Source organism: Collinsella sp. CLA-ER-H5 (assembly GCF_040092375.1).
Lineage (GTDB): Bacteria > Actinomycetota > Coriobacteriia > Coriobacteriales > Coriobacteriaceae > Collinsella.
On the sequence record NZ_JBBNLR010000004.1, the window covers coordinates 52509 to 71786 of the forward strand.

Sequence of the window (19278 nt, forward strand, 5' to 3'; positions counted from 1 at the left end):
CGTCCCCCTGTAAGGGCGCCCGTCCGCTCATAACGGCGGGCGGGCGCTTTTTGTTATTACGTGGGCTGGGTATAAGCATCACCACAGTCAACTGCTTTAGAAGCAAGGAGTGCATATGAGCACGTACGCAATTAAGGCTGACAAGTTCTTCTTGCCGGCAGGTCCGCAGCTGGGCGGCTATCTTATGGTCGAGGATGGCGTCTTTGGCGCCTGGCAGGCCGACGAGCCCTCTTGCGAGATCAAGGACTACACGGGATCGTGGATCGCACCGGGTATGGTCGATACCCACATCCATGGCTTCTATAACCACTCGACTACCGATAACGACCCCGAGGGTATCGATATCAGCTCGACTGAGCTCGCCCGTCGCGGTACCACCAGCTGGCTACCCACGACGTTCACCGATGGCGTCGAGCAGATCAAGGACGCCTGCGCCGCCATCGCTCAGGCGGACGAGGGTCGCGGCCCCGACTTCTGCGGTGCTCGCATTCAGGGCATCTACCTGGAGGGCCCCTTCTTTACCATGAAGCACGTGGGCGCGCAGAACCCCGCTTATCTTATCGATCCCTCCGAGGAGGTCTTTGATCAGTGGCAGGAGGCTGCGGGCGGTCGCATCGTTAAGAGCGCCATGGCGGCCGAGCGCGACGGTGCCGCTGCTTATGCGGCCGCTCTGAACGCCAAGGGTGTGGTGACCAGCATCGGTCACTCCGACGCCACCTACGATGAGTGCATCGCCGCCATCAACGCCGGTGCCAGCTGCTTTACGCATACCTATAACGGCCAGCGCGGGCTGCATCACCGTGAGCCCGGTGTCGTGGGTGCTGCTATGTCCACGTCCGAGACCTACGCCGAGATCATCTGTGACGGCAAGCACGTAAACCCTGCCGCCATCAAGGCGCTGCTGCAGGCCAAGGGCTGGCAGCACACGGTACTCATCACCGACTGCCTGGGCTGCGGCGGCATGCCCGAGGGCAGCTACACCAGCGGCGGCATGGACGTCATCATGAAGGACAACCTGTGCTGGCTCGCCGATGGCAAGAGCATTGCCGGTTCGGTGCTCACGCTTGCCCAGGGCGTCAAGAACATCGTCGACTGGGGCATCGCCAGCGCCGATATCGCCATTCGCATGGCAACCGAGGTGCCGGCACGCTCCGCGCACATCGAGGATAAGTGCGGCAGCATCATGCCGGGTCGCGACGCCGACTTTGTCGTGTTCGACCATGAGCTCACCCTCGTCGAGACGTATGTTGGCGGCCAGAGCGTCGGCAACGCCTTTACCGAGTAACGATAGAAAAAGACGGCGGGCCCGAATCTGCTCGGACCCGCCGTATGGGTTAAACGCTCAAAAGCACCTTAACAGTTACAGCTTGTTAGCGATCTTCTTTGCCGTGCGCTTGACGCCGGCCACAAGACCCCCCGCAGGATGCTCCTTCTCGTATGCTAGGCGCTTCTCGCGCTTGGCGTACTCTTCGACGATGATGTCTCCATACTCGTCTTCGATCTTGTCGAAGAAGTCGACGGCACCCTTAATTTCCTCAGCGGTCGGGTGCCCCTTTTGGACACCGCCGGTGAGTTTGAACGGCCCCCACGTATCAAAGCCGGGGCAGCCGTAGACACCCATAAAGATGGCCTGCCTCATGCGGCAGATGCCATCGATATCCTTGCCGTACCACTTGTTTTTGCCACCGTAGGTCATAAGGCCAAACACCTTGTCCTGCGGCTGCAACACGTTAGTGAGCACGCGTGCCATGTCCTTGTCGATCTCGGAGTAATAGATGCCCGTGGCGACACCAATCAGATGGTATTCGTGCAGGTTGGGATACTCGTTTTTGCCGAGTGTTTTCACGTCGAGGGTATCGATTTCGGGGTGCGCCTCGACGATGGCGTCCACGAGCTTTTTCGTATTGCCGTGGTGGCGTGAGGCATAAAGAATGATGGTTCGCATAAGAAGGCCTTTCAGCTGTAATTGCATCAATGTCTGTATGGTACCCCGTTACATGGCCGGGATACCGGACGCATCGATGAGCGTGCGGGTTTGTTCTATGGTTAGGATTGAAACGGGCGCTTGCGTGAAATAAAGCAGTTGTTCGAAAGGATGGGTAATGGAATACGCTCTTTCCAACGATTCGATTTCTATTAAGGTTTCCACTGCCGGCGGCTCGTTTACCTCGATTGAGGCCGACGGTCGCGAGTATTTGTGGCAGGGCGACCCCGCAGTATGGTCCGGTCAGGCGCCGGTCTGCTTCCCGATTTGCGGAGGCTTGCGCGACAACAGCGCCATGACGTTTGCCGGGCATCATGTAAAGCTCGCTCGCCACGGCTTTGCGCGCAAGCAGGAGTGGAAGCTGCTGAGCCAAGGCGAGAACGAGTTGGCTATGTGCCTGGCTTCGGAGGATAACGCCGCGCTGCTGAGCGATTATCCGTATCCGTTTAGGCTCGTCGCCCGTTATACGCTCGAGGACAGCGCCGTGCGAGTCTCCTATGAGGTGACCAACGAGGGAACCGAGGACATGCCGTTCTTTATCGGTGGGCATCCCGGCTTTAGGTGCCCGCTCGATGAGGGCGAGGCCTATACGGACTACGAGTTGCGCTTTGAGAAGGATGAGGCTGCGGAGCTCTGCACCGCCGTTCCTTCGACTGGCTTGATTGATGTGGACAGGCGCTCCAAGAACCCCATGGTGGGAAAGACGCTGCCCCTGTCGCACGAGCTCTTCGATTTTGCGGAGACCATCTTTGACGTACTCGAGAGTCGTCAGGTCACGCTTTCCAAGAAGGGGGAGGACAAGGGCGTCCGCCTGAGCTTTGAGGGCTTTCCGTACCTCATTGTGTGGAGTAAGCCCGAGGGCGATTTTGTGGCAGTTGAACCCTGGGGCGGCCTCTCGACCTGCTCCGATGAGGACGACGTACTTGAGCATAAGCGCGGCTGCCTTGTCGCCAAGCCCAAGGAGACCATCGTTCGCTCGTTCACGATTGAGATTCTGTAATTCCGTTTTGTCGACTCGTATCGCGAGGCACAAGGAGCCTGCGAGATAAGGAGCTAAAAATGATCCTCACCGTTACGATGAACCCGTCTGTCGATACGCGCTATCAGCTCGATGAGCTCATTATCGACGACGTTAACCGTGTGACGCCCGAAAAGACCGCCGGCGGCAAGGGCCTCAACGTGGCCCGTGTGTTGGGCCAGCTGGGCGACGACGTTGTGGCAACCGGTCTGCTCGGCGGCCACATGGGCGCCTACATGGCCGAGCTCATGGACGCCAACGGTATTAACAACGACTTTGTGCCCATCAAGGGCGAGACCCGCATCTGCCTCAATATCCTTCATGCCGGCAACCAGACCGAGCTGCTCGAGAGCGGCCCGACAATTGCCCCCGAGGAGCTCGATGCCTTTACCGCCAAGTTTACCGAGCTTGCGAGCAAGGCCGCTGTCGTTACCATTTCGGGTTCGCTGCCCCGCGGTGTCGAGGCGGACTACTATGCCAAGATCACGGGCATTGCCGAGAACGCCGGCGCCAAGGTGTTGCTCGATACCTCGGGTGCTTCGCTCGAGGCTGCGCTCAAGTCTGAGGTCAAGCCCGAGCTGGTCAAGCCTAACCTGACCGAGATTAACGGCCTTTTGGGCACGAGCTTTACCACCGACGATGTGGACGAGCTCCGCGCCGCGCTCGCCTCGGATGCTCGCTTCTCCGATATTCCCTGGGTCGTCGTATCCATGGGCGCTGCCGGCTCCGTTGGCTTCCATAACGGCCGTGCATTCCGCGCCAAGACCCCCGATATCCCCGCCGTTAACGCTACGGGCTCTGGCGACTCCACTATCGCGGGCTTCGCGCACGCCATCGCAGCCGGCGCGGATGACGAGACGGTGCTGCGTACCGCCAACACCTGCGGCAAGCTCAACGCCATGGATCCCATGACTGGCCACTTGGTTATGGATCGTTGGGACGAGGTCTACAACGGCGTTGTCGTGACCGAGCTGTAAGAGCTTGTGCCGCGGCCCCGGTATCGGTTGCTTGCCTGTGGTTAGAGCCGATGACAAGTGCGGTAGCATTATGCCGGGGCGCGACGCCGACTTTGTCGTGTTCAATCCCGACCTTAGCCTGGTCGAGACGTATGTGGGTGGCAACAGCGTCGGTAACGTGTTTGCCGAGTAGCCGCCAAAGAAACGATCCGAGAGGGGATTTAGATGATTTACGGTGCACTGGGCGATATCGAGGAATACCGCGGAATGCTCAAGGGCCTCGACGTGCTGATTGACTGGCTCGAGGAGAACGACCCGGCGGAGCTCGAGGTCGGCAGCCATCCGATTCTGGGCGACAAGGTCTTTGCGAACGTCATGGCTCCCACGACGCGTCCCGAGGCCGAGGCTCACTACGAGACGCATCAGCGCTATCACGACTTGCAGATTGACGTCGAGGGTCGTGAGGCCTTTAAGGTTGCCACGGGCAGCCTGACGCTGGTCCAGGAGTTTGACGAGAAGGACGACTACGACCTGGTCGATTCCGACGCCTCGATCGCCGGCGATCTTGCCGACGACAAATTCGCGCTGTTCGTTGCCGGCGAGCCCCACATGCCCACGCTCGAGTTCCCGGGAGATGGCGCACAGCCGGTCAAGAAGATCTGCTTTAAGTTGCTTGCCGACGCCTACTGGGAGGAGTAGCGAGCTGCTCGGCTGAGCTGTTCGTCTGATGGCGTGATTCCCCTAGGGAAATCACGCTAGGACCCCGCCAAACGGGTTTTCCCTAGGGAAATCACGTTTGGCGGGGTTTTCTGTTTTTGAATGGGGAAGCCTCATTTATTTGCGAAGAACATCGGCTAGCCGCAGGATTGAAATCATCGACCGATAAGTGAGTTCCACTTTTTCGCCCGCAAGCAGTCGTTTCGAGCCAATCTCATCTAGCCCCACAAGCCGAGAAAACAGCGGGCCGCTCATCGTGCCATCGTCAATTGATTCCCTTATGGTCTTCAAAACGTCCGTATCATGAAGCGATGCCGAGCTGTAGGGGGCAACACGAGCGGAACTCTCAATTAACGACGAGACAAAAGGATGGAGATGCTTTGGACATAGTCCATCAAACACCACATCCCCATTGTCGTTCGAGCCGACCAGGCGCCAAGTATAATGATCGACCCAGTCATCTCCGTCATATATGGCGTCCATGAGCAACTTCCCGTCTAGAGAGAGAAACCTATTTGGACATCGGGGCGCAAGACCGCAATCCGTATCGGACCTGCAGCAGCTCCAACCCAACGCACCACTTAGGTTCCCTTTCGTACATGTGTATCAATCTGCCCCGAAATGCCGGTGAATGCAATTCCATACCCGTTTGTCGGATAGCAATCGACGTTTTTTTGTTTTCCGCTCACAACCTTGTATAGATAAATCGTTCCAGCAAAAGAGAAGGGATCGTTCGCAATTTTGTCCGGAAGAACTTGCCACCTCAAAATCCCGCTACCAATATGGTCAAGCTTGACCGTTCCGCCGTCCCCCTCAAAAGTGGCAAGGGGATTTACCCCAGACTGAGAGTCGGCATCGCCCTCCTTAGCAGTTATCAGCAGGCTGCCCGTAAAAGACTGCTAAGGCTCACCTTCAGGACAGGCAGCCTTGGCCCAAGAAGGGCCACTCAGGCAGAACAGTCCGAGCAGCATCAATACCAGCAAAAGAAAACCCTTAGTTCTTTTCATCTATATCGCCAATATCTCTCGACATTTGTATATTGTGACTATTTTAGATCTATATGGCCAATTCGAGCCCTCACCATGGCAATTGTTGCAGCTGGGTTTCTTTTCATTAAGATTTCACTTTGGTAAATCCCCGCCCCTAAGCATTAAACCCGAAGTCCACCGAGTGGGCCGCTGTTGACGTGGCGATGCTTGGATTGGCGCGCACGCACTCAAAATCGGCAACAAAAAAGCCGCCCGAAGGCGGCTATCTTGAGCAATGGAGCCAGCGACCGGGCTCGAACCGGTGACCCCCGCTTTACGAGTACGTGAATTCGGCATTTGACGAGATGAGGCCAATTTCACTGAATTAAAAGGAAGCGCAGGTAGAAATAGGTAATTAACAATTATTGAGCTAGCTATTAGAATCATATTTCCCACTATTTTCACACTTAGAGAGACTTGAAAGTGTGAAAAGTTTCGATTAGGCTTGCTGGCAAAGCTTTAAAGGCTTTGCCAGCAAGCCTAATCGAAAATCTAACGAGGGATATGATTGCAGGGATTGATAAAAAAGACCGCTCGCGGCACATCGGAATGCATCGATAAGAGCAAAGGCGTCTATCGGATTTATTTTTCCCTGGGAAAAGATCCGGAGACAGGACGGTACCGCCGTAGTCCGTCACGCAGGGTTCACTGCAGAAGCAAGAACCCGAAAAACTGGCCGAGTGAAGTCGCCAAGGCGCTGGAGGCCTATAGAGCTGAACTTGAGGGCGCTTCCAACCGTGGCAATGGTCCTCTGGGCCTATCAGATTATGCGGACAGGTTTCACGCGAACAGGGAGTCGACCATGGGATCACCTCTTGCTTATGAGCGTGAAGGTTTGGACATTCGTCACATACGCGAGCTGTTCGGCAATCCCGATCTCACTCGGCTTAAATCGGATGACGTTCGCACTGCTTATGCCAAGGCTAGAAAAGAAGGCCGATTCAGCGAAAGTGAAATTCGCCGCATCCACATCAAGCTCAAACAGGTAATGGAGGATGCCGTCGATAACGACCTCGTGGGCAAAAACCCTTGTAGGGGAGTGAAACTGCCCAAGCAGAATGTCGAGGCTCGTAAGGCGCTGAGCGCCGATGAGGCGGCAAGGCTTCTTGCGGTCCTTTTGGAGGAGAAGCCATCTTCCTTTATCACATGCACAATGCTTCTACTTCTCTGCGGTTTGAGGAAGGGGGAGGCCCTTGGTCTCTCATGGGAGGATTATGACCCCGACGCCAAGACTCTGAGGATAGTAAAGCAATATACGAACGACAGGACATTGAGGCCGCCTAAATCAAAGATGAGCAGGCGTAAGATTTCGGTTGGAAATGAACTTGCCGACTATCTGGACAGGTGGAAAGCCATTCAGCGGAGTGAGTTCGATTCCTTTGCAGTGGGGCAGACTGGAGAAACGCCCATTGTCCATTCCATTGGGATCGTTGACGCCGCCAACGGCAAACGGGCTCTTGTGACCCGGATGGATGGACATAACTATTCAAGGGCGTTTAGGCTGTTTGCGGCGAAAAACGGCTTCGGTACTTTTAAGGAGAGCAGGGAAGTCATTGGGAGTGACGGCGTCAAACGTACCCGCTATACGGGTTATAGCGGGCTGAAGCCTCATGAGCTTAGACATACGCAAGCGACTTTGCTCGTTGGTGCCAATGCGGACATTAAGACGATCCAGGCGCGTTTGGGCCATGCTAGCCCATCGACGACGCTGTCTATCTATAGCCACTTTATCGAGGCAAATGACCAGAAGGCAGCATCAGTGCTGGATGATCTGCTGAAGGGCTAAAAAGGGCTAAAAAAGAGGCCCCAAAGGGGCCTCTTTTTTAAGCGACATTGTTTCGGTAGATCATTGCGCCATATGGCGGCTCCAGCTCCATAGACTGATAGTAGCTGGCATCTAGAAGGTTGAAATAACAAATGATGGGGGCGGCTAGGTGCTCGTCCATATTTAGGTAATGTCCCTCATCATCTGTGACCAGTTTGACCTCGTCGCGCATCACGTCGGTCATGCGGGGCCAGAGTTTGGTTGCGCGCTGCAATTTGTCCTTTTGACTGTACTCTCCGTTATGGAAGAAGGCAAAATGAGGCGCATCGTATTTTGCGCCGCCGCGAATTTCGATAATTCCGACCTGGCTGCAAGACTTCGCGCATTCCTCTGTTTCCAATAAAGTCCAAGAGGAGGGGAGGACAGCGTAATCGCCGCCGAGGAGATCGACCCGTCTCATTCCCTGGGGCCTCTCCTCTTTCTCGCAATATAAAGAGAAATGGTCGTGGAGCCTCTGGAATTGCTCTCGATAAAGTTCCAATTGACTAAAACTCATTTCTTCTGATCCGTCAACGGGAAGGGCCTTCATTTCATTGGTGATTTGCCGAGCTTCCCTGAGGCACGCCTCATCGAGGGCCCTGGCGACCCTCGGCTGCAACCCCGTGAGCAGGTTGCATAGATAGTCGATAGCCTCGCCGGTGCTTCTGACTGATTCGGGGTTCTTGAGGCGTAGCTCTTCGATTTTCTCCGGGGTCGTCGCCTGAACAGTTGTTCCGAACTTAATTTTCCGCATCTTACTTCCGGATAATGGTAAACGTCCCATAACCACTCCAATCATCGTTGTATATATATTAAATCAGTCAGACAATAAAGTCTATACAGTCAGAAAGTGAATTAGAAATTAGAACTGTAACTAGATATGATTGTGCAACAGACAGTGTTACAATATAAACAGTAAGCGCCTGACCAGCTTGTTTGAAAGGAGTTATTTTATTTTCGGTCATTGATTAAAAAGCCGCCCGCCCTTCCCTATCTAAGTTTGGCGACGAAGGGGGAGGGGCGAGCTAGCCTGAAAGGATTCTACCATGATTGTAGAGCCTGAACCGTACGCTGCCGTACAAGCATCAACTGCGGTTTCTTCTGATTCCAACTTGGGCCACGAGCGCCTTCTTGGCATCGCTGAAGTGTGCAAGATAACCGGCTTGAGTCCGGTTACGGCCTCGAAGATGATGAAGGAGAGCGGGCGCGCGATTGCGTTGCACCGCCGCATTTACATCCTTGAATCGAGCTTCTTTGCATACCTCCATGAATTGGAGGCGAGCGAACCGTGCCGGCTTTAAATCCCATGAGCGTCGGCCTCGACGAGACCGCCTTGCGTATCTTAAAGAATAGGCCGCTTGGGCATATCGAACACGGTGCGCTGGATACTATCCTCGGAGGTCTTCGTCAATACCTGTGCATCGTCCCCGGCGGACCCGGTACGGGTAAAACAACGTTTATGCAGCAAATCGCCGACGGATGGGCCATTGCTGGCCATCCGGTGGTCATCTTTGAGGGCGAGCTCGGGCGAGACAGCATGCTCGCGAAGAGCCTCACCCGCATCTCGGGCGGCGAGCTCACGCACGATGATATGAACGGCGATGGCATGTCTGAGGACAAACGCGGGCTCTTCGAGAAGGTTCTCGACATTTACGCCCGCAGCATCGCCGAGCGAATGTATATCATTCCTGGTGAAATTAAATATGCCGGGATGCGAAAGGCAATCGAAGAGGTTGCCGATAAACATGGCGAACCGCCACTGGTTATTGTTGATTACGCGCAAATCGTCTCTTTGCCGCAGGAACTGCGCATTGCCGACGAGCGTATCGGTCTCAAGCTCGTCGCTTCCGAGCTCCGCCGAATCGTGGATGAGGCCCATTGTCCGCTCTTCGCTATCTCATCAATTAACCGCGTTAATTACGACAAGCAGACCACCGGGCTTCAGGCGATAGGCGGGTGCAACATGTTCGAGTATTCGGCAGATCTCGTTATGTCGCTTTCTATTAAGGGCGATAAGCCCGAAGAGCGTAATGCCAATATGTTGCTTAAAAAACGGCCCGTCATTGCTTCAATCACAAAGAACCGTTACGGTTCCTGCGGTATTGTCGAGTTTGAGTTCAACGCACCAGCAGCGATGTTTACCGAAATCGGCTAATTATGGAGCCCGGACCCTACATTGGTGGATACCGGGCTCCCAATCCATGCTTGTCGTCCGATGAGCTCGCGCGCGCCGAGAACAGGGATCTTCCTCTGCTCTCGGCCGATGAGCTCATTTGGGAATGGAAGCGCCTGCTCGATGCTCTCGATATCTATAGAGAACAATGGCGACCATACCGTATATATCTCGGCAGCTTGCCGGGAGTCCCCTTCGATGTCTGGGCGAGGGTGAGGATTGGGCGCATCGGTCAGATGCTCCAAACAATTTCAACTTAATAAAAGGGGCGGGGCCGATGCGTCGGCCCCGCTCGGATTGGATGGTTATGACTTCCATGAATACGCATATCAACGTACGGATGAGTGAGTCGCAGCGTAAGGCTATCGAGGAGAGGGCGGCGGCCATGAACATGCCGGCGTCCTCCTTCATGCGCGATGCCGCCCTGCTCTGCGGCGAGAAGCCGGTCAGGGTCGCCGACGCGGGGGAACTTGCCGGTATCAGGACTGAGTTGAAGAAGATCGGCACGAACCTCAACCAGGCGGTCCGCGCCCTCAACACCTACGGGTCCGATCCGGTCGTCCTCAATAATCTCAACCGGGCGACATCAATCGTCTCGACGGCGGTGGGCTGGGTCAACGACCTACTCGCCCGTGCGAGAGAGTAGGTGGTTCTCGTGAAGGAGAAGGTGGTCATGGCGCTGGTTTTCGCAGCGCTGCTTACCGCGGGGTTTGCGCCACTTATCGCCATTCCCCTCGATTGCATGATCCTCGGATTTCCAATCGAGCTGAGCTCGATCGGATTCACCCTGAGCGTGGATAACACCATTTGGTGGTGGATTAACGTGGGGCCTCATTGCGTCCCTGGCTGTCTCGCCTCGTTCGCGCTGTTCCTGTCGGTATTCGTGCTCATGCAGCTATCGGCTTCCTCGAAGGAGCGAGCCGCCGACGGAGGTGTACTTGGGGAGGCGCGGGTGAAAACGGGGCCGGAGACCATCCGGGGCTCGGAGATTTGGGACGGGCACGGACAGCCGAAAAGCAGAGGATTCGTGTACGGGTTTGAGAAGACGCTGTTCGGCTCCAAGTATCTGTTCGAACCGAGGCGGCACATGTTCCTCGACGGCTCAACGGGTGCCGGAAAATCAAGATCGCTGCTGATCCCGACAATTGATCTGCTGACGTATGGGGCGGATGACGGGGAATCGAGGCCGCAGACCATTATCGTGTCCGATGTGAAGAGTGAGCTCATCGAGTTGACGGGCGACGAGCTGGAGCGTCGCGGGTGCCGGGTGCTTCTGCTGGACGCCCAGCATCCCGAGAAGAGCGACACGTTCAATCCACTGGAAATGGTCGATAGGCTCGCGAACGGGGGGAATCTGCCGGGGGCTGAGCAGGCCGCGGATGCCGTCGCCCGTACGCTCATCGCCGGGGAGGGCGATGCGAAGGCGAGCCACTGGACGGAATCCGCGCGGTCGCTGCTCGCCGCGACGATCCTTCTGGTCGTGCTGGACGAGGGCTGCCCGCGGGGCTGCAAGCACCTCGCGACGGTCTACCACATCATGTGCCTGGGGACGGAGGGGGCCGGCGAGGATCCGTGTGAGCCGCTGAAGGGCCTGTTCCGTTCCCTGCCGCAGGGGCATCCGGCCCGCTCGCGTGCCTCACAGTTCATCTCGAGCGGCGGCAACGAGCTGAGGAGCATCGTTTCCACGCTAAAGGTCAACCTGAGGATCTACGCTTCGGCGCCGATTGCACGAATGGTCTCGGGCGATGATATCGATCCGAGTAGAATCCTGAGCGAGAAGACCGCGCTGTTCCTCCACGTGATGGACGAGGGCTCCCCCTACAACGCGATCGCGGCGGTCCTGTTCGAGCAGCTCTACGCTGCCGTGTATTCCATCGCGGACGCAGCTGGTGGAAAGCTGCCGCGGCCGGTGTCCATCCTCGGCGACGAATGGGGGAACCTGCCGAAGGTCGAGTGCCTGCCTAGCCTTCTCAGCCTTGGGCGCTCGTACGACCTGTTCTGGATGGGCGCAGTCCAGAACATCTCTCAGCTGAACAAGTACGGCGAGCGCGACGGACGGAAGAAGATCCTGGCAAACTGCGGCGTCAAGGTCGCCATGAAACTGGGCGAGGCCGAGGACCGCCAGTATTTCACCGAGCTAGTCGGGAAGACGACGCGGCACACCATGGGAACCAGCTCGAGCAGGGGGCCTTCGGGCGGTACGGGGTCGACATCCTACAGCGAGCACGCCGACGACCTGATTCATCCTTGGGAGTGGACGGAGATGTCCCCCGACAAGGACGGCGTCATCGTGGTGAAGACCGCGGAGAACGGCGTGGGCAGGGAACATGCGGGGTGCTTCCGGGCCCCTGTCTGCGATTGCACGCGGATGCCGACGAAGGAGCACTTCGATCTGGGGACGCGCGAGCACGAGGCGGCCAAGAGGATGGAATACCAGGCCAGGCTGATATCAAGGCAAATGGGTCGTGAGGACGGCGTCGATCTCTGGACTCCCGAATTCGAGGAAGAGGCCGCGGAGCCGCCTGTTGCCGACGGATGGTCCGGCCTCTTCGTCGACTGACGGCGGTTTTTGAAGGGAGTTGGAAAATGACCGCAATCAAGCAGGCGAGCGTCATGAGCGGGGAGCACCTCCAAAACCTCAAGCGGTATTTCGATTGGGACAGGGAGAAAGTCCTGGACCACGATACCCAGCACATCATCGATGAGGATCGATGGTTCGAGGAAATGGACGCCACCCGGGAGGCGGCCGGGCACAACCGGCCCGGGAAGCAGGGCGCAAGGTGCACGTACATGCAGCATCAGGTGATCGGCTTCAACCCGGACGAGTGCTCCTGCAACGGCGGGCCGATGACGCCCTCGCGTTGCATGGAGTACGCGAGGGACTACATCGCCAAGCGCTATCCCAACCAGGAGATCGTGATTGTGCTGCATGAGGAGAGGTGCAGGTCGGATGGATCGGCCCGATTCGCCGCTCACCTCGCCATCAATAGGACGGACCTCGAGACTGGGCGGCGTCTGAACGACGGGCCGGCGAGGGCGGCGGCGAAATCCCGCGTGAGAACGGTGAAGGAGCTCGATACGAAGTACGGCCTGAGCCAGCTCGAAAGGGGCCTCTCGAACTCGAAGGTGCACGCGCGCCAGCCCGGTCGCGAGGAGCGCGAGATGGCAAAGAAGGGGAGATCCGACAAATCCGAGAACGCAAGGGTCCGAGCGATTGTCGCCCAGAGGGCAGAGGAGGTCGGGAGGCTCAAGAGCTGCCCCGACCGCTTCGGAGAGTTTGCAAGGCGGTTGGAATCGGATGGGATCGAGATCGCCCGATCCAAGCGGGGGGCGCTGCAATACCGCTATCACTCGGAGTCCCTCGGCAAGACGAGGAAGATCAACGGCGCGAGGCTCGGCTACGCCGTCAACCGCTCGACCGGGCGGATTATGAGGTTCACGGCAAGGGGAATCGACCTTGCCATACGGGCCGCGTGGGAGCTGGCTCGCGAGGGTGTGGATGACGAAAGAGGCCGGGACTGACTTTCATATCTGAGGTCCGTGCAACAGCCGGTAAGCCTGTTGCACGGTTCTGCGGGAGCGACTTTGGAGCGGTTCGCACATCCCGGCTTCGGCCGGGCAAGATATTCCGTTGCACGGAATACATATCTTGCATGCCCCGAGAAGCGTAGGCCGAATCGACCGGAGTGCAACGGGACAGGTGAGCGGAGGCGCAGTGATGGCGACCCAGGGGAGCCATCGAACGGAGCCGGAGCGAGAGCCGGCGGGGCGATCGCGAGTTGAAGCCGAGTGATTGTCCCGCCGTTCACGGCCCGCCGGCGGCGGCCCGGGGTTCCAAGGGGACTCGTCCCTTTGGCGCGAAGGGGTCCGGGGATGGCGCGAGACATCCCCGTGAAACGCCGCGACGGGCACGCCCCTGTTAGCGTCAATCTAATTTTCACCAGTTTCACTAATCAAACGCGCCGTTCGCGCAAAGGCGGCTTCACCGCTTGCGCTAACGTATTTTCACCGATTCCGGTCACGCCTTGACGGGTCCGTCCCTCGGCAGGTCCTTCAGCCTGTAGGACCTGCCGGCTATCTTGACCAGGTGGCAGTGGTGGCAGTGGTGGCACACCCTGTCCGCGATCGCGCTCGCCGCCACGTCGTCCCCGAACACCCTGCCCCAGCCGCCGATCCCCACGTCGGCGGTGATGATCGTCGAGCGCTGCTCGTAGCGCGTCAATATCAGCTGGAACAACAGGTCCGCGCCCACGCTGCCGACGTCGAGGTAGCCGAGCTCGTCGATGATCAGCAGCCTCGAGTGGGCGTAGTACTTGAGCCTCTTCTTGAGGATGCCGCGCGACGAGGCGTCCTCAAGGTCCTCGACGAGCCGGGCGCAGTCCACGAACCTGACCTCGCGCCCCGCCCTGACTGCCTCGATGCCCAGCGCGACGGCGAGATGCGTCTTGCCCACGCCGGGGCTTCCCACGAACAGGACGTTCTCGGCCCGCTCCACGAACCTGAGGGTCGCGAGCTCCTCGATCTCGGCGCGAGGGACCGACGGCCGGAAGTCCCAGTCGAAGTCCGCCAGCCCCTTGACGTAGGGGAACCCCGACGACCGAATGCGCTGGTTGGTGATCCTGACCTCCCGGGCGGCGACCTCGACGCGCGTCATCTCCTCGAAGGCGGAGGCGAAGCCCCGCTCGCCCGCGGCGACCATCCTCACGTAGTCGGGCAGGGACGCCGCCATCTCGTGCAGCCCGAGCGCGGAGAGGTCGACCTCGCCAGGTCCATCGCGCGCCACAGCCGCGGCCTTGGCGACCTGTCGTAGCATTCGCTGCCCTCCCGCAGACGGGGCACCGCAGCCCGAAACTCGTCCACGGCCTGACGCCGACGATTATCCTGCCGCCGTCGATGCTGGCGTACTCGATCACGGTGTGGACCAGCGCGAGCGCGCGGCTTAGTATCCTGTTCATGCGTCAGGGCCTTTCCGGTAGGTTGATGTAGCAAGCGAAATCCTACCCTGCCCGGCGCGGAAACGGCCCCCTCTCGGGGCCGTTTCCCTTATATGCGGAACTTTTTTGCATCCACCTGCGGAAAAATTGATGTCTCGCCCACAGAAACTACCGAAGAGCCTAAAATCGGCTCATATTCAAACAGACACAAGGAGGGATTAATTATGGAATGGAGCTTTGACGAAATAAGGGGATTTATCCCGAAATCGATTTCTCTCCCATACTCAAGAGAGGAAAAGAACGGGTACCGCTCTGTTCTAACCGGACGCGATGAGCTGAACTATATCATGTTGAACGGAAGCGGGAGCTACATCGTCTCTCTGTGCGATGGTAAAAACACCGTCGAAACAATCCTTAATCGGATGTGCGACAAGTTTCCAGACGCCAATCCGGACATGCTCAAATCTGACTTAGCCTCGGCAATGAGAGGTTTCAGCGTATCGAGACTAATAGGATGGGTCAAAACTCCGACCGAAAATGGCACACCCATTGCCGATGAGATTTGCGTGGACAATGGGACCCATATACGGCTTGCCCAAGAAAACGATATTCGCCTGATTTGCTCCCTGGCAAGCCAGGCGAGCTCATCAGAACCAGAAAGTCCCACAATTGTCTACGGTTGGCCTCTTTCCGTCGAGCAGTATGAACGACCGCTAGAGGTGCGAAACGGATTGTTCAATCTGAGCAAGGAATTTTTCATTGTATATGAGTCAGGGAGACCAACCGGTCTACTCGGCCTCGCCCCCTCCAGCAATCCCTTACTCAGATACGCAGACATCTGTCTTCTTTTGTGCCCCGCAAGCATCGCCGTTCAATGTATTGCCGCTGCGGCCAGCTTCTATCGTCAAGAATTTTGCGATGTTCCCAATTTTTTCCACCTGAACCTAACCAGCAAGGAAATTGCATCAAACGAAGGAATTCGAAATCTTATCAATGAGCCAGAATTCACTTGCGCTGGCACTTTTCCAGGTGAGTGCAGCGACGGCGACTGCATGAATGTATACTGTTTTTCAGAAGTCTGTTAAGAGGAACCATGGGACGAGTTTCGGAAAACAAGTACACCAACGTTCTCAGAGCGCCACATCACGTCGCCCTTGACATAACAAACAAGTGCAACTTGAGATGTCTGCACTGCTATAACAGCAGCGGCGAGAATGAGGTCATGCACGACGAGTTGACCTCAGATGAACTTTTTGTTTTCGCAAAGGAAATGGCAGACATGTCGCTTTACAGCATGTGTTTCTGTGGAGGAGAAACCTTGTTGCGCAGTAAAGATATCTTGCGCTGCCTTCCCATATTGCGAGATGGGAATGTTGCAGCGAGCCTGGTAACCAACGGGCTTCTCCTCACGGAATCCCTTCTCCGAGATTTAGAAGATTCCGGACTCAAAAGCATCCAATTTAGCCTAGACGGCATTGGGTCAGCTCACGATAGGCTGAGGGGACATGAGGGAGCCTTCGAAATCGTCGAAGAAGCAGTTGCCACCGTACTCAACCATTCCGATTTGCACCTTGCTATCGCATTTACGCCCACGTCGTTCAACACCGAACAGTTTCCCGATGTCATCTCACTATTAGATGAGATTTTCACCAAATCTAACAGGCCGAAGAGGACGCCGGGTGACTTTATCGAACTACGTGTCCAACCCCTCATGGTTTTGGGCCGTGCGCGAAAGAACACATTTATTAGACCGGACTATTCCCAATACCGTACGTTGATTCACGCCATTCAAGAGGACGACTTCCTTCGGAAGCACCCGAATGTCCGACCGCAATGGGGCGACCCCGTCGACCATCTAATTCGCTTCTCTGATAACCGATATCTATTAGATCAGGTTTCAGTGCACGCAAACGGCGACATCGTCGTTTCTCCGTATATCCCGTTAGTGGTTGGCAACATCAGAAACCACCCTCTTGAGGATTACTGGAACAACGGACTTAGCTCAATTTGGTCCACAAAACTGGTTCAAGACCTCTGTAACCACATGTGGACCATTGACGACATGGAGCGTATGTCCGACACAATTTGCGATATAGATATGGGAGGTGATCTACACGTTGACCTGATTGATGATACCGCGGATGAACTGTTGAACTCATCGTTGAAGGAGATGTTGGGTTAAATGTACGAGAAGCCCGTAGTAGACAACATGAATCCGACCAGAGCATCGACTCTTGGAACGGAAACTTGGTTCGACATGTATTACATCGTGTGGGGAGCAAATGTGGCGGTCGGAGTCACCGCAGTTGGAGCCTATGAACTGGTCCTCATCACTTTTGCCGCAGCACTTCCCCTCAGCGAGCAAGGTGGCCAAGACGAGCAATGAGTCCTGAAGCGCTAAGATCATCCATTGGCGGCATGGTAGGAGGAATCTGCTTTCTCGTTGTCGGGGTGTTAATGGTAAAGACCGGCAATCCCGGCCTGATTCACAGTTACCATATCGCTCATATTCCAAGCGAGAAGATTCCTCTTGTTGCCAGATTGGTCGGACTCGGAATAGCGTTGACGGGAGCCGGTCTCGTTCTCGCGGGCATCATTGCCTTTGCGTCCCAAATCCCATTATCGGCATCGGCGGCTTTCATTCTGCCGCTCATCATAATCTTTGCCGGTCTTGGCGTCTCCTTGCTAACGATCGTAGTGTTCACATTTCGACCATGGTCATAATGGATTTCCTATTGCATGAAACTTCAGGCGCATGCCCAACAAACAATGAAAAAATTTACAGCTTTAGTCGGACGGCTGTTTTATTTTTCAGCCGTCCGACTGCCGTGCGCGGCCTATTGATCGAACATAAAATTCCCGTTTCTATGAGGATCCAGCTCGCAAAGACTCTCTATGGAAGCGCTCGTGCCGATTAGTCGCCGCTTCGTTTCCACCGAACCGCGGTGTAAGGTGTCATCAGTTGGTATTTCATACCTGATAGATTGGGGCCATTCTTGATTCGGTACGTCTTATCGAAGTTTAGTAAAACAAAGGGTGCTTTCACGTTCATTGCCATCACGACGATTGGAATCGCCCTTTCCTATGCCGCACCATATGTGAACGGAAAGTTCTTAGATTTCCTTCTTGCCAATCGCAGCGAGAAGGATGCTGTGCTTTTTGCGCTCTTCGTAGCTTCAATAGGGGTCTTTTCTGCCTTATTTTCATATTTTGCAGGAACGTTATCTATCCGTATATCCACAAAGCTTTCTTTTGACCTACTCAGGGAAACCGTCTTGCGCTTTGAGCGAGTTAATTTTCTGACGAACCGAACAACCGACTCAGCCTATACGACGCAAAGGATTTTCACTGACTCAGGTGTTGTTTCTTCTTTCGTTCTAACAAACTTTATCAGCGCTCCCCTGTCTGTTGTCGCCATTCCTTTCGTGTTGCTCGTCATATGGTCGGTTGATCCACTCCTCGCACTATTCTCCATCCTCCTTCTTGTGGCATATCTCTTCGTTATTACCGGATTGCGAAAGCTTCTATATAAAGTCATGTACGAGAAGAAGGAGGCAGATAGCGCTTTCTATGCCGTAATAGCATCGCAGTTGAATCAGATTCTCAACATTCAGTTAACGTCTTCATACAATAAAAGCGAGCTAGCACTTGACACCGGATTTGAAAAGTATTTTCCAAAGGTCTTGCACTCGGGAAAGCTCTCATTCTCACTAACATCGATTGACAGCCTTTTTGCTGCCGTGTTTCAAGCGATAATACTCATCGTATCCGGAGTGCGAATCATCAATGGAACCATGACGATAGGCGAATACACCATCGTCGGTGCATATTTTGCCGTCCAATTTAAAACCTTGAAAAACACGATGAACCTGTTCAAGTCCTATCAGGATGCCAAGGCTTCGTGGGACAGGATGAGCGCCATGGGAAAGGTAGGACCGGAACCAGAGCAAGATCAGACAGGTTTAGTCAAGATTGACACAATAAATCGCATTTCTGTTTCCAAGTTGGATTTTACGGTACCCCTTCCAGACGGATCTCCCCGAAAGGTTCTTGACGGATTTTCCTTCGATTTCTCCGGCCCTGGAACATACTGCATAACCGGAGAAAATGGAAGAGGAAAAACGTCGCTCCTTTACCTGCTCCTTGGGCTGTATCCATCGGCAGGCAAAGTAACATACAACGACATGCCGATTGAAAAATGCAATTTGGATTACATACGTTCAGACACGATATCGTGCTGCCCCCAACCGTGCTTCGCTCCAGATGAGACGGTTCGGGACCTGTTGGATTATTTCAACACCCCATTTTTTACAAAGCACCAGCATATGAATGAGCTACCGTCGTTGACAACCAGCATAGAGGGCTTGCTTGAGAAACGTTGTCCTGAACTTTCGGGTGGTGAGCTGCGCCGTGTATACTTGTGGTCGGCAATTTCCCGTAATCCATCAGTCTTGGTGCTCGATGAGCCTACAACTGGATTGGATGAAACAAGCCGAGCCGAACTCGCTTCGTATGTCAGAAACAACAAATTGAAACAGCTCATTATCATTGTTTCACATGATAATGAGCTGGCAAATGCAGCGGAAACGATCGTCAGTCTAGATAACGCGTCACACCGTTGCGCAAATCGATAGGACCGCATCGAGTCGCAGCAATTGCAGAAG

Annotated in this window: 18 protein-coding genes; 14 read left to right on the forward strand and 4 right to left on the reverse strand. The window is 55.6% G+C overall.

Annotated features, from left to right (window positions below; genetic code table 11):
* Nucleotides 1-115 precede the first annotated feature (115 nt).
* Nucleotides 116-1285: an N-acetylglucosamine-6-phosphate deacetylase gene (gene nagA, locus AAAX31_RS02555; protein ID WP_117646248.1), complete on the forward strand. Its 1170-nt coding sequence runs from the start codon at nt 116-118 to the stop codon at nt 1283-1285.
* 75 nt (nt 1286-1360) lie between these two features.
* Here the strand turns inward: nagA and AAAX31_RS02560 are convergent, their stop codons facing one another.
* Nucleotides 1361-1945: a hypothetical protein gene (locus AAAX31_RS02560; protein WP_117648434.1), complete on the reverse strand. Its 585-nt coding sequence runs from the start codon at nt 1943-1945 to the stop codon at nt 1361-1363.
* Between the two features lie 157 nt (nt 1946-2102).
* On the opposite strand from AAAX31_RS02560, the gene AAAX31_RS02565 reads away from it, so the two are divergent.
* From AAAX31_RS02565 to AAAX31_RS02575, 3 genes are all read left to right on the forward strand, one after another.
* On the forward strand, nt 2103-2984 hold the full coding sequence (locus tag AAAX31_RS02565) for an aldose 1-epimerase family protein (RefSeq protein ID WP_349076089.1): 882 nt from the start codon (nt 2103-2105) through the stop codon (nt 2982-2984).
* Nucleotides 2985-3043: 59 nt separating this feature from the next.
* The gene (locus AAAX31_RS02570) at nt 3044-3979 is read left to right on the forward strand and encodes a hexose kinase (RefSeq protein WP_117778979.1); all 936 of its coding nucleotides are present in this window, start codon (nt 3044-3046) and stop codon (nt 3977-3979) included.
* Between the two features lie 204 nt (nt 3980-4183).
* On the forward strand, nt 4184-4657 hold the full coding sequence (locus AAAX31_RS02575) for a YhcH/YjgK/YiaL family protein (RefSeq protein WP_117778978.1): 474 nt from the start codon (nt 4184-4186) through the stop codon (nt 4655-4657).
* Between the two features lie 135 nt (nt 4658-4792).
* On the opposite strand, the gene AAAX31_RS02580 is transcribed toward AAAX31_RS02575, so the two are convergent.
* Nucleotides 4793-5158 carry a hypothetical protein gene (locus tag AAAX31_RS02580; RefSeq protein ID WP_117564756.1) on the reverse strand — a complete coding sequence of 122 codons (366 nt, stop codon included), beginning with the start codon at nt 5156-5158 and terminating at the stop codon, nt 4793-4795.
* 1053 nt (nt 5159-6211) lie between these two features.
* On the opposite strand from AAAX31_RS02580, the gene AAAX31_RS02585 reads away from it, so the two are divergent.
* Complete coding sequence (locus AAAX31_RS02585; protein WP_225093926.1) at nt 6212-7489, forward strand: tyrosine-type recombinase/integrase; 1278 nt, start codon at nt 6212-6214, stop codon at nt 7487-7489.
* 37 nt (nt 7490-7526) lie between these two features.
* Here the strand turns inward: AAAX31_RS02585 and AAAX31_RS02590 are convergent, their stop codons facing one another.
* Nucleotides 7527-8261, reverse strand: a complete 735-nt coding sequence (locus AAAX31_RS02590; RefSeq protein WP_225093925.1) for a hypothetical protein — start codon at nt 8259-8261, stop codon at nt 7527-7529.
* A gap of 292 nt (nt 8262-8553) precedes the next feature.
* Here AAAX31_RS02590 and AAAX31_RS02595 point away from each other — a divergent pair, with 292 nt between their 5' ends.
* The 5 genes from AAAX31_RS02595 (at nt 8554) to AAAX31_RS02615 (ending at nt 13202) form a co-directional block, all read left to right on the forward strand.
* Nucleotides 8554-8808 carry a helix-turn-helix domain-containing protein gene (locus AAAX31_RS02595; RefSeq protein WP_225093924.1) on the forward strand — a complete coding sequence of 85 codons (255 nt, stop codon included), beginning with the start codon at nt 8554-8556 and terminating at the stop codon, nt 8806-8808.
* Entirely contained in the window at nt 8796-9662 is an 867-nt protein-coding gene (locus tag AAAX31_RS02600; protein WP_225093923.1) for a DnaB-like helicase C-terminal domain-containing protein, read from the forward strand. The genes AAAX31_RS02595 and AAAX31_RS02600 overlap by 13 nt, the downstream gene beginning before the upstream one ends.
* A 325-nt stretch (nt 9663-9987) precedes the next feature.
* Nucleotides 9988-10326 carry a plasmid mobilization relaxosome protein MobC gene (mobC, locus tag AAAX31_RS02605; RefSeq protein ID WP_349076090.1) on the forward strand — a complete coding sequence of 113 codons (339 nt, stop codon included), beginning with the start codon at nt 9988-9990 and terminating at the stop codon, nt 10324-10326.
* Nucleotides 10327-10335: 9 nt separating this feature from the next.
* On the forward strand, nt 10336-12240 hold the full coding sequence (locus AAAX31_RS02610; protein WP_349076091.1) for a type IV secretory system conjugative DNA transfer family protein: 1905 nt from the start codon (nt 10336-10338) through the stop codon (nt 12238-12240).
* A 26-nt stretch (nt 12241-12266) separates the two neighbouring features.
* On the forward strand, nt 12267-13202 hold the full coding sequence (locus AAAX31_RS02615; protein ID WP_225093920.1) for a relaxase/mobilization nuclease domain-containing protein: 936 nt from the start codon (nt 12267-12269) through the stop codon (nt 13200-13202).
* 496 nt (nt 13203-13698) lie between these two features.
* Here the strand turns inward: AAAX31_RS02615 and istB are convergent, their stop codons facing one another.
* Nucleotides 13699-14493: an IS21-like element helper ATPase IstB gene (istB, locus tag AAAX31_RS02620; protein ID WP_349076092.1), complete on the reverse strand. Its 795-nt coding sequence runs from the start codon at nt 14491-14493 to the stop codon at nt 13699-13701.
* A 345-nt stretch (nt 14494-14838) separates the two neighbouring features.
* On the opposite strand from istB, the gene AAAX31_RS02625 reads away from it, so the two are divergent.
* The 4 genes from AAAX31_RS02625 (at nt 14839) to AAAX31_RS02640 (ending at nt 19248) form a co-directional block, all read left to right on the forward strand.
* Entirely contained in the window at nt 14839-15699 is an 861-nt protein-coding gene (locus tag AAAX31_RS02625) for a PqqD family protein (RefSeq protein WP_195404846.1), read from the forward strand.
* Nucleotides 15700-15707: 8 nt separating this feature from the next.
* The gene (locus tag AAAX31_RS02630) at nt 15708-16796 is read left to right on the forward strand and encodes a radical SAM protein (protein ID WP_271807472.1); all 1089 of its coding nucleotides are present in this window, start codon (nt 15708-15710) and stop codon (nt 16794-16796) included.
* Entirely contained in the window at nt 16797-17000 is a 204-nt protein-coding gene (locus AAAX31_RS02635; protein ID WP_195404844.1) for a hypothetical protein, read from the forward strand.
* Between the two features lie 610 nt (nt 17001-17610).
* Complete coding sequence (locus tag AAAX31_RS02640; protein ID WP_349076093.1) at nt 17611-19248, forward strand: ABC transporter ATP-binding protein; 1638 nt, start codon at nt 17611-17613, stop codon at nt 19246-19248.
* Nucleotides 19249-19278 lie beyond the last annotated feature (30 nt).

Excerpts from the sequence above, each read along its gene's own strand:
- nagA (WP_117646248.1), top strand. The coding sequence starts at position 116 with ATGAGCACGTACGCAATTAAGGCTGACAAGTTCTTCTTGCCGGCAGGT.
- AAAX31_RS02560 (WP_117648434.1), bottom strand. The coding sequence starts at position 1,945 with ATGCGAACCATCATTCTTTATGCCTCACGCCACCACGGCAATACGAAA.
- AAAX31_RS02565 (WP_349076089.1), top strand. The coding sequence starts at position 2,103 with ATGGAATACGCTCTTTCCAACGATTCGATTTCTATTAAGGTTTCCACT.
- AAAX31_RS02570 (WP_117778979.1), top strand. The coding sequence starts at position 3,044 with ATGATCCTCACCGTTACGATGAACCCGTCTGTCGATACGCGCTATCAG.
- AAAX31_RS02575 (WP_117778978.1), top strand. The coding sequence starts at position 4,184 with ATGATTTACGGTGCACTGGGCGATATCGAGGAATACCGCGGAATGCTC.
- AAAX31_RS02580 (WP_117564756.1), bottom strand. The coding sequence starts at position 5,158 with ATGGACGCCATATATGACGGAGATGACTGGGTCGATCATTATACTTGG.
- AAAX31_RS02590 (WP_225093925.1), bottom strand. The coding sequence starts at position 8,261 with ATGCGGAAAATTAAGTTCGGAACAACTGTTCAGGCGACGACCCCGGAG.
- AAAX31_RS02595 (WP_225093924.1), top strand. The coding sequence starts at position 8,554 with ATGATTGTAGAGCCTGAACCGTACGCTGCCGTACAAGCATCAACTGCG.
- mobC (WP_349076090.1), top strand. The coding sequence starts at position 9,988 with ATGACTTCCATGAATACGCATATCAACGTACGGATGAGTGAGTCGCAG.
- AAAX31_RS02615 (WP_225093920.1), top strand. The coding sequence starts at position 12,267 with ATGACCGCAATCAAGCAGGCGAGCGTCATGAGCGGGGAGCACCTCCAA.
- istB (WP_349076092.1), bottom strand. The coding sequence starts at position 14,493 with ATGCTACGACAGGTCGCCAAGGCCGCGGCTGTGGCGCGCGATGGACCT.
- AAAX31_RS02625 (WP_195404846.1), top strand. The coding sequence starts at position 14,839 with ATGGAATGGAGCTTTGACGAAATAAGGGGATTTATCCCGAAATCGATT.
- AAAX31_RS02630 (WP_271807472.1), top strand. The coding sequence starts at position 15,708 with ATGGGACGAGTTTCGGAAAACAAGTACACCAACGTTCTCAGAGCGCCA.
- AAAX31_RS02635 (WP_195404844.1), top strand. The coding sequence starts at position 16,797 with ATGTACGAGAAGCCCGTAGTAGACAACATGAATCCGACCAGAGCATCG.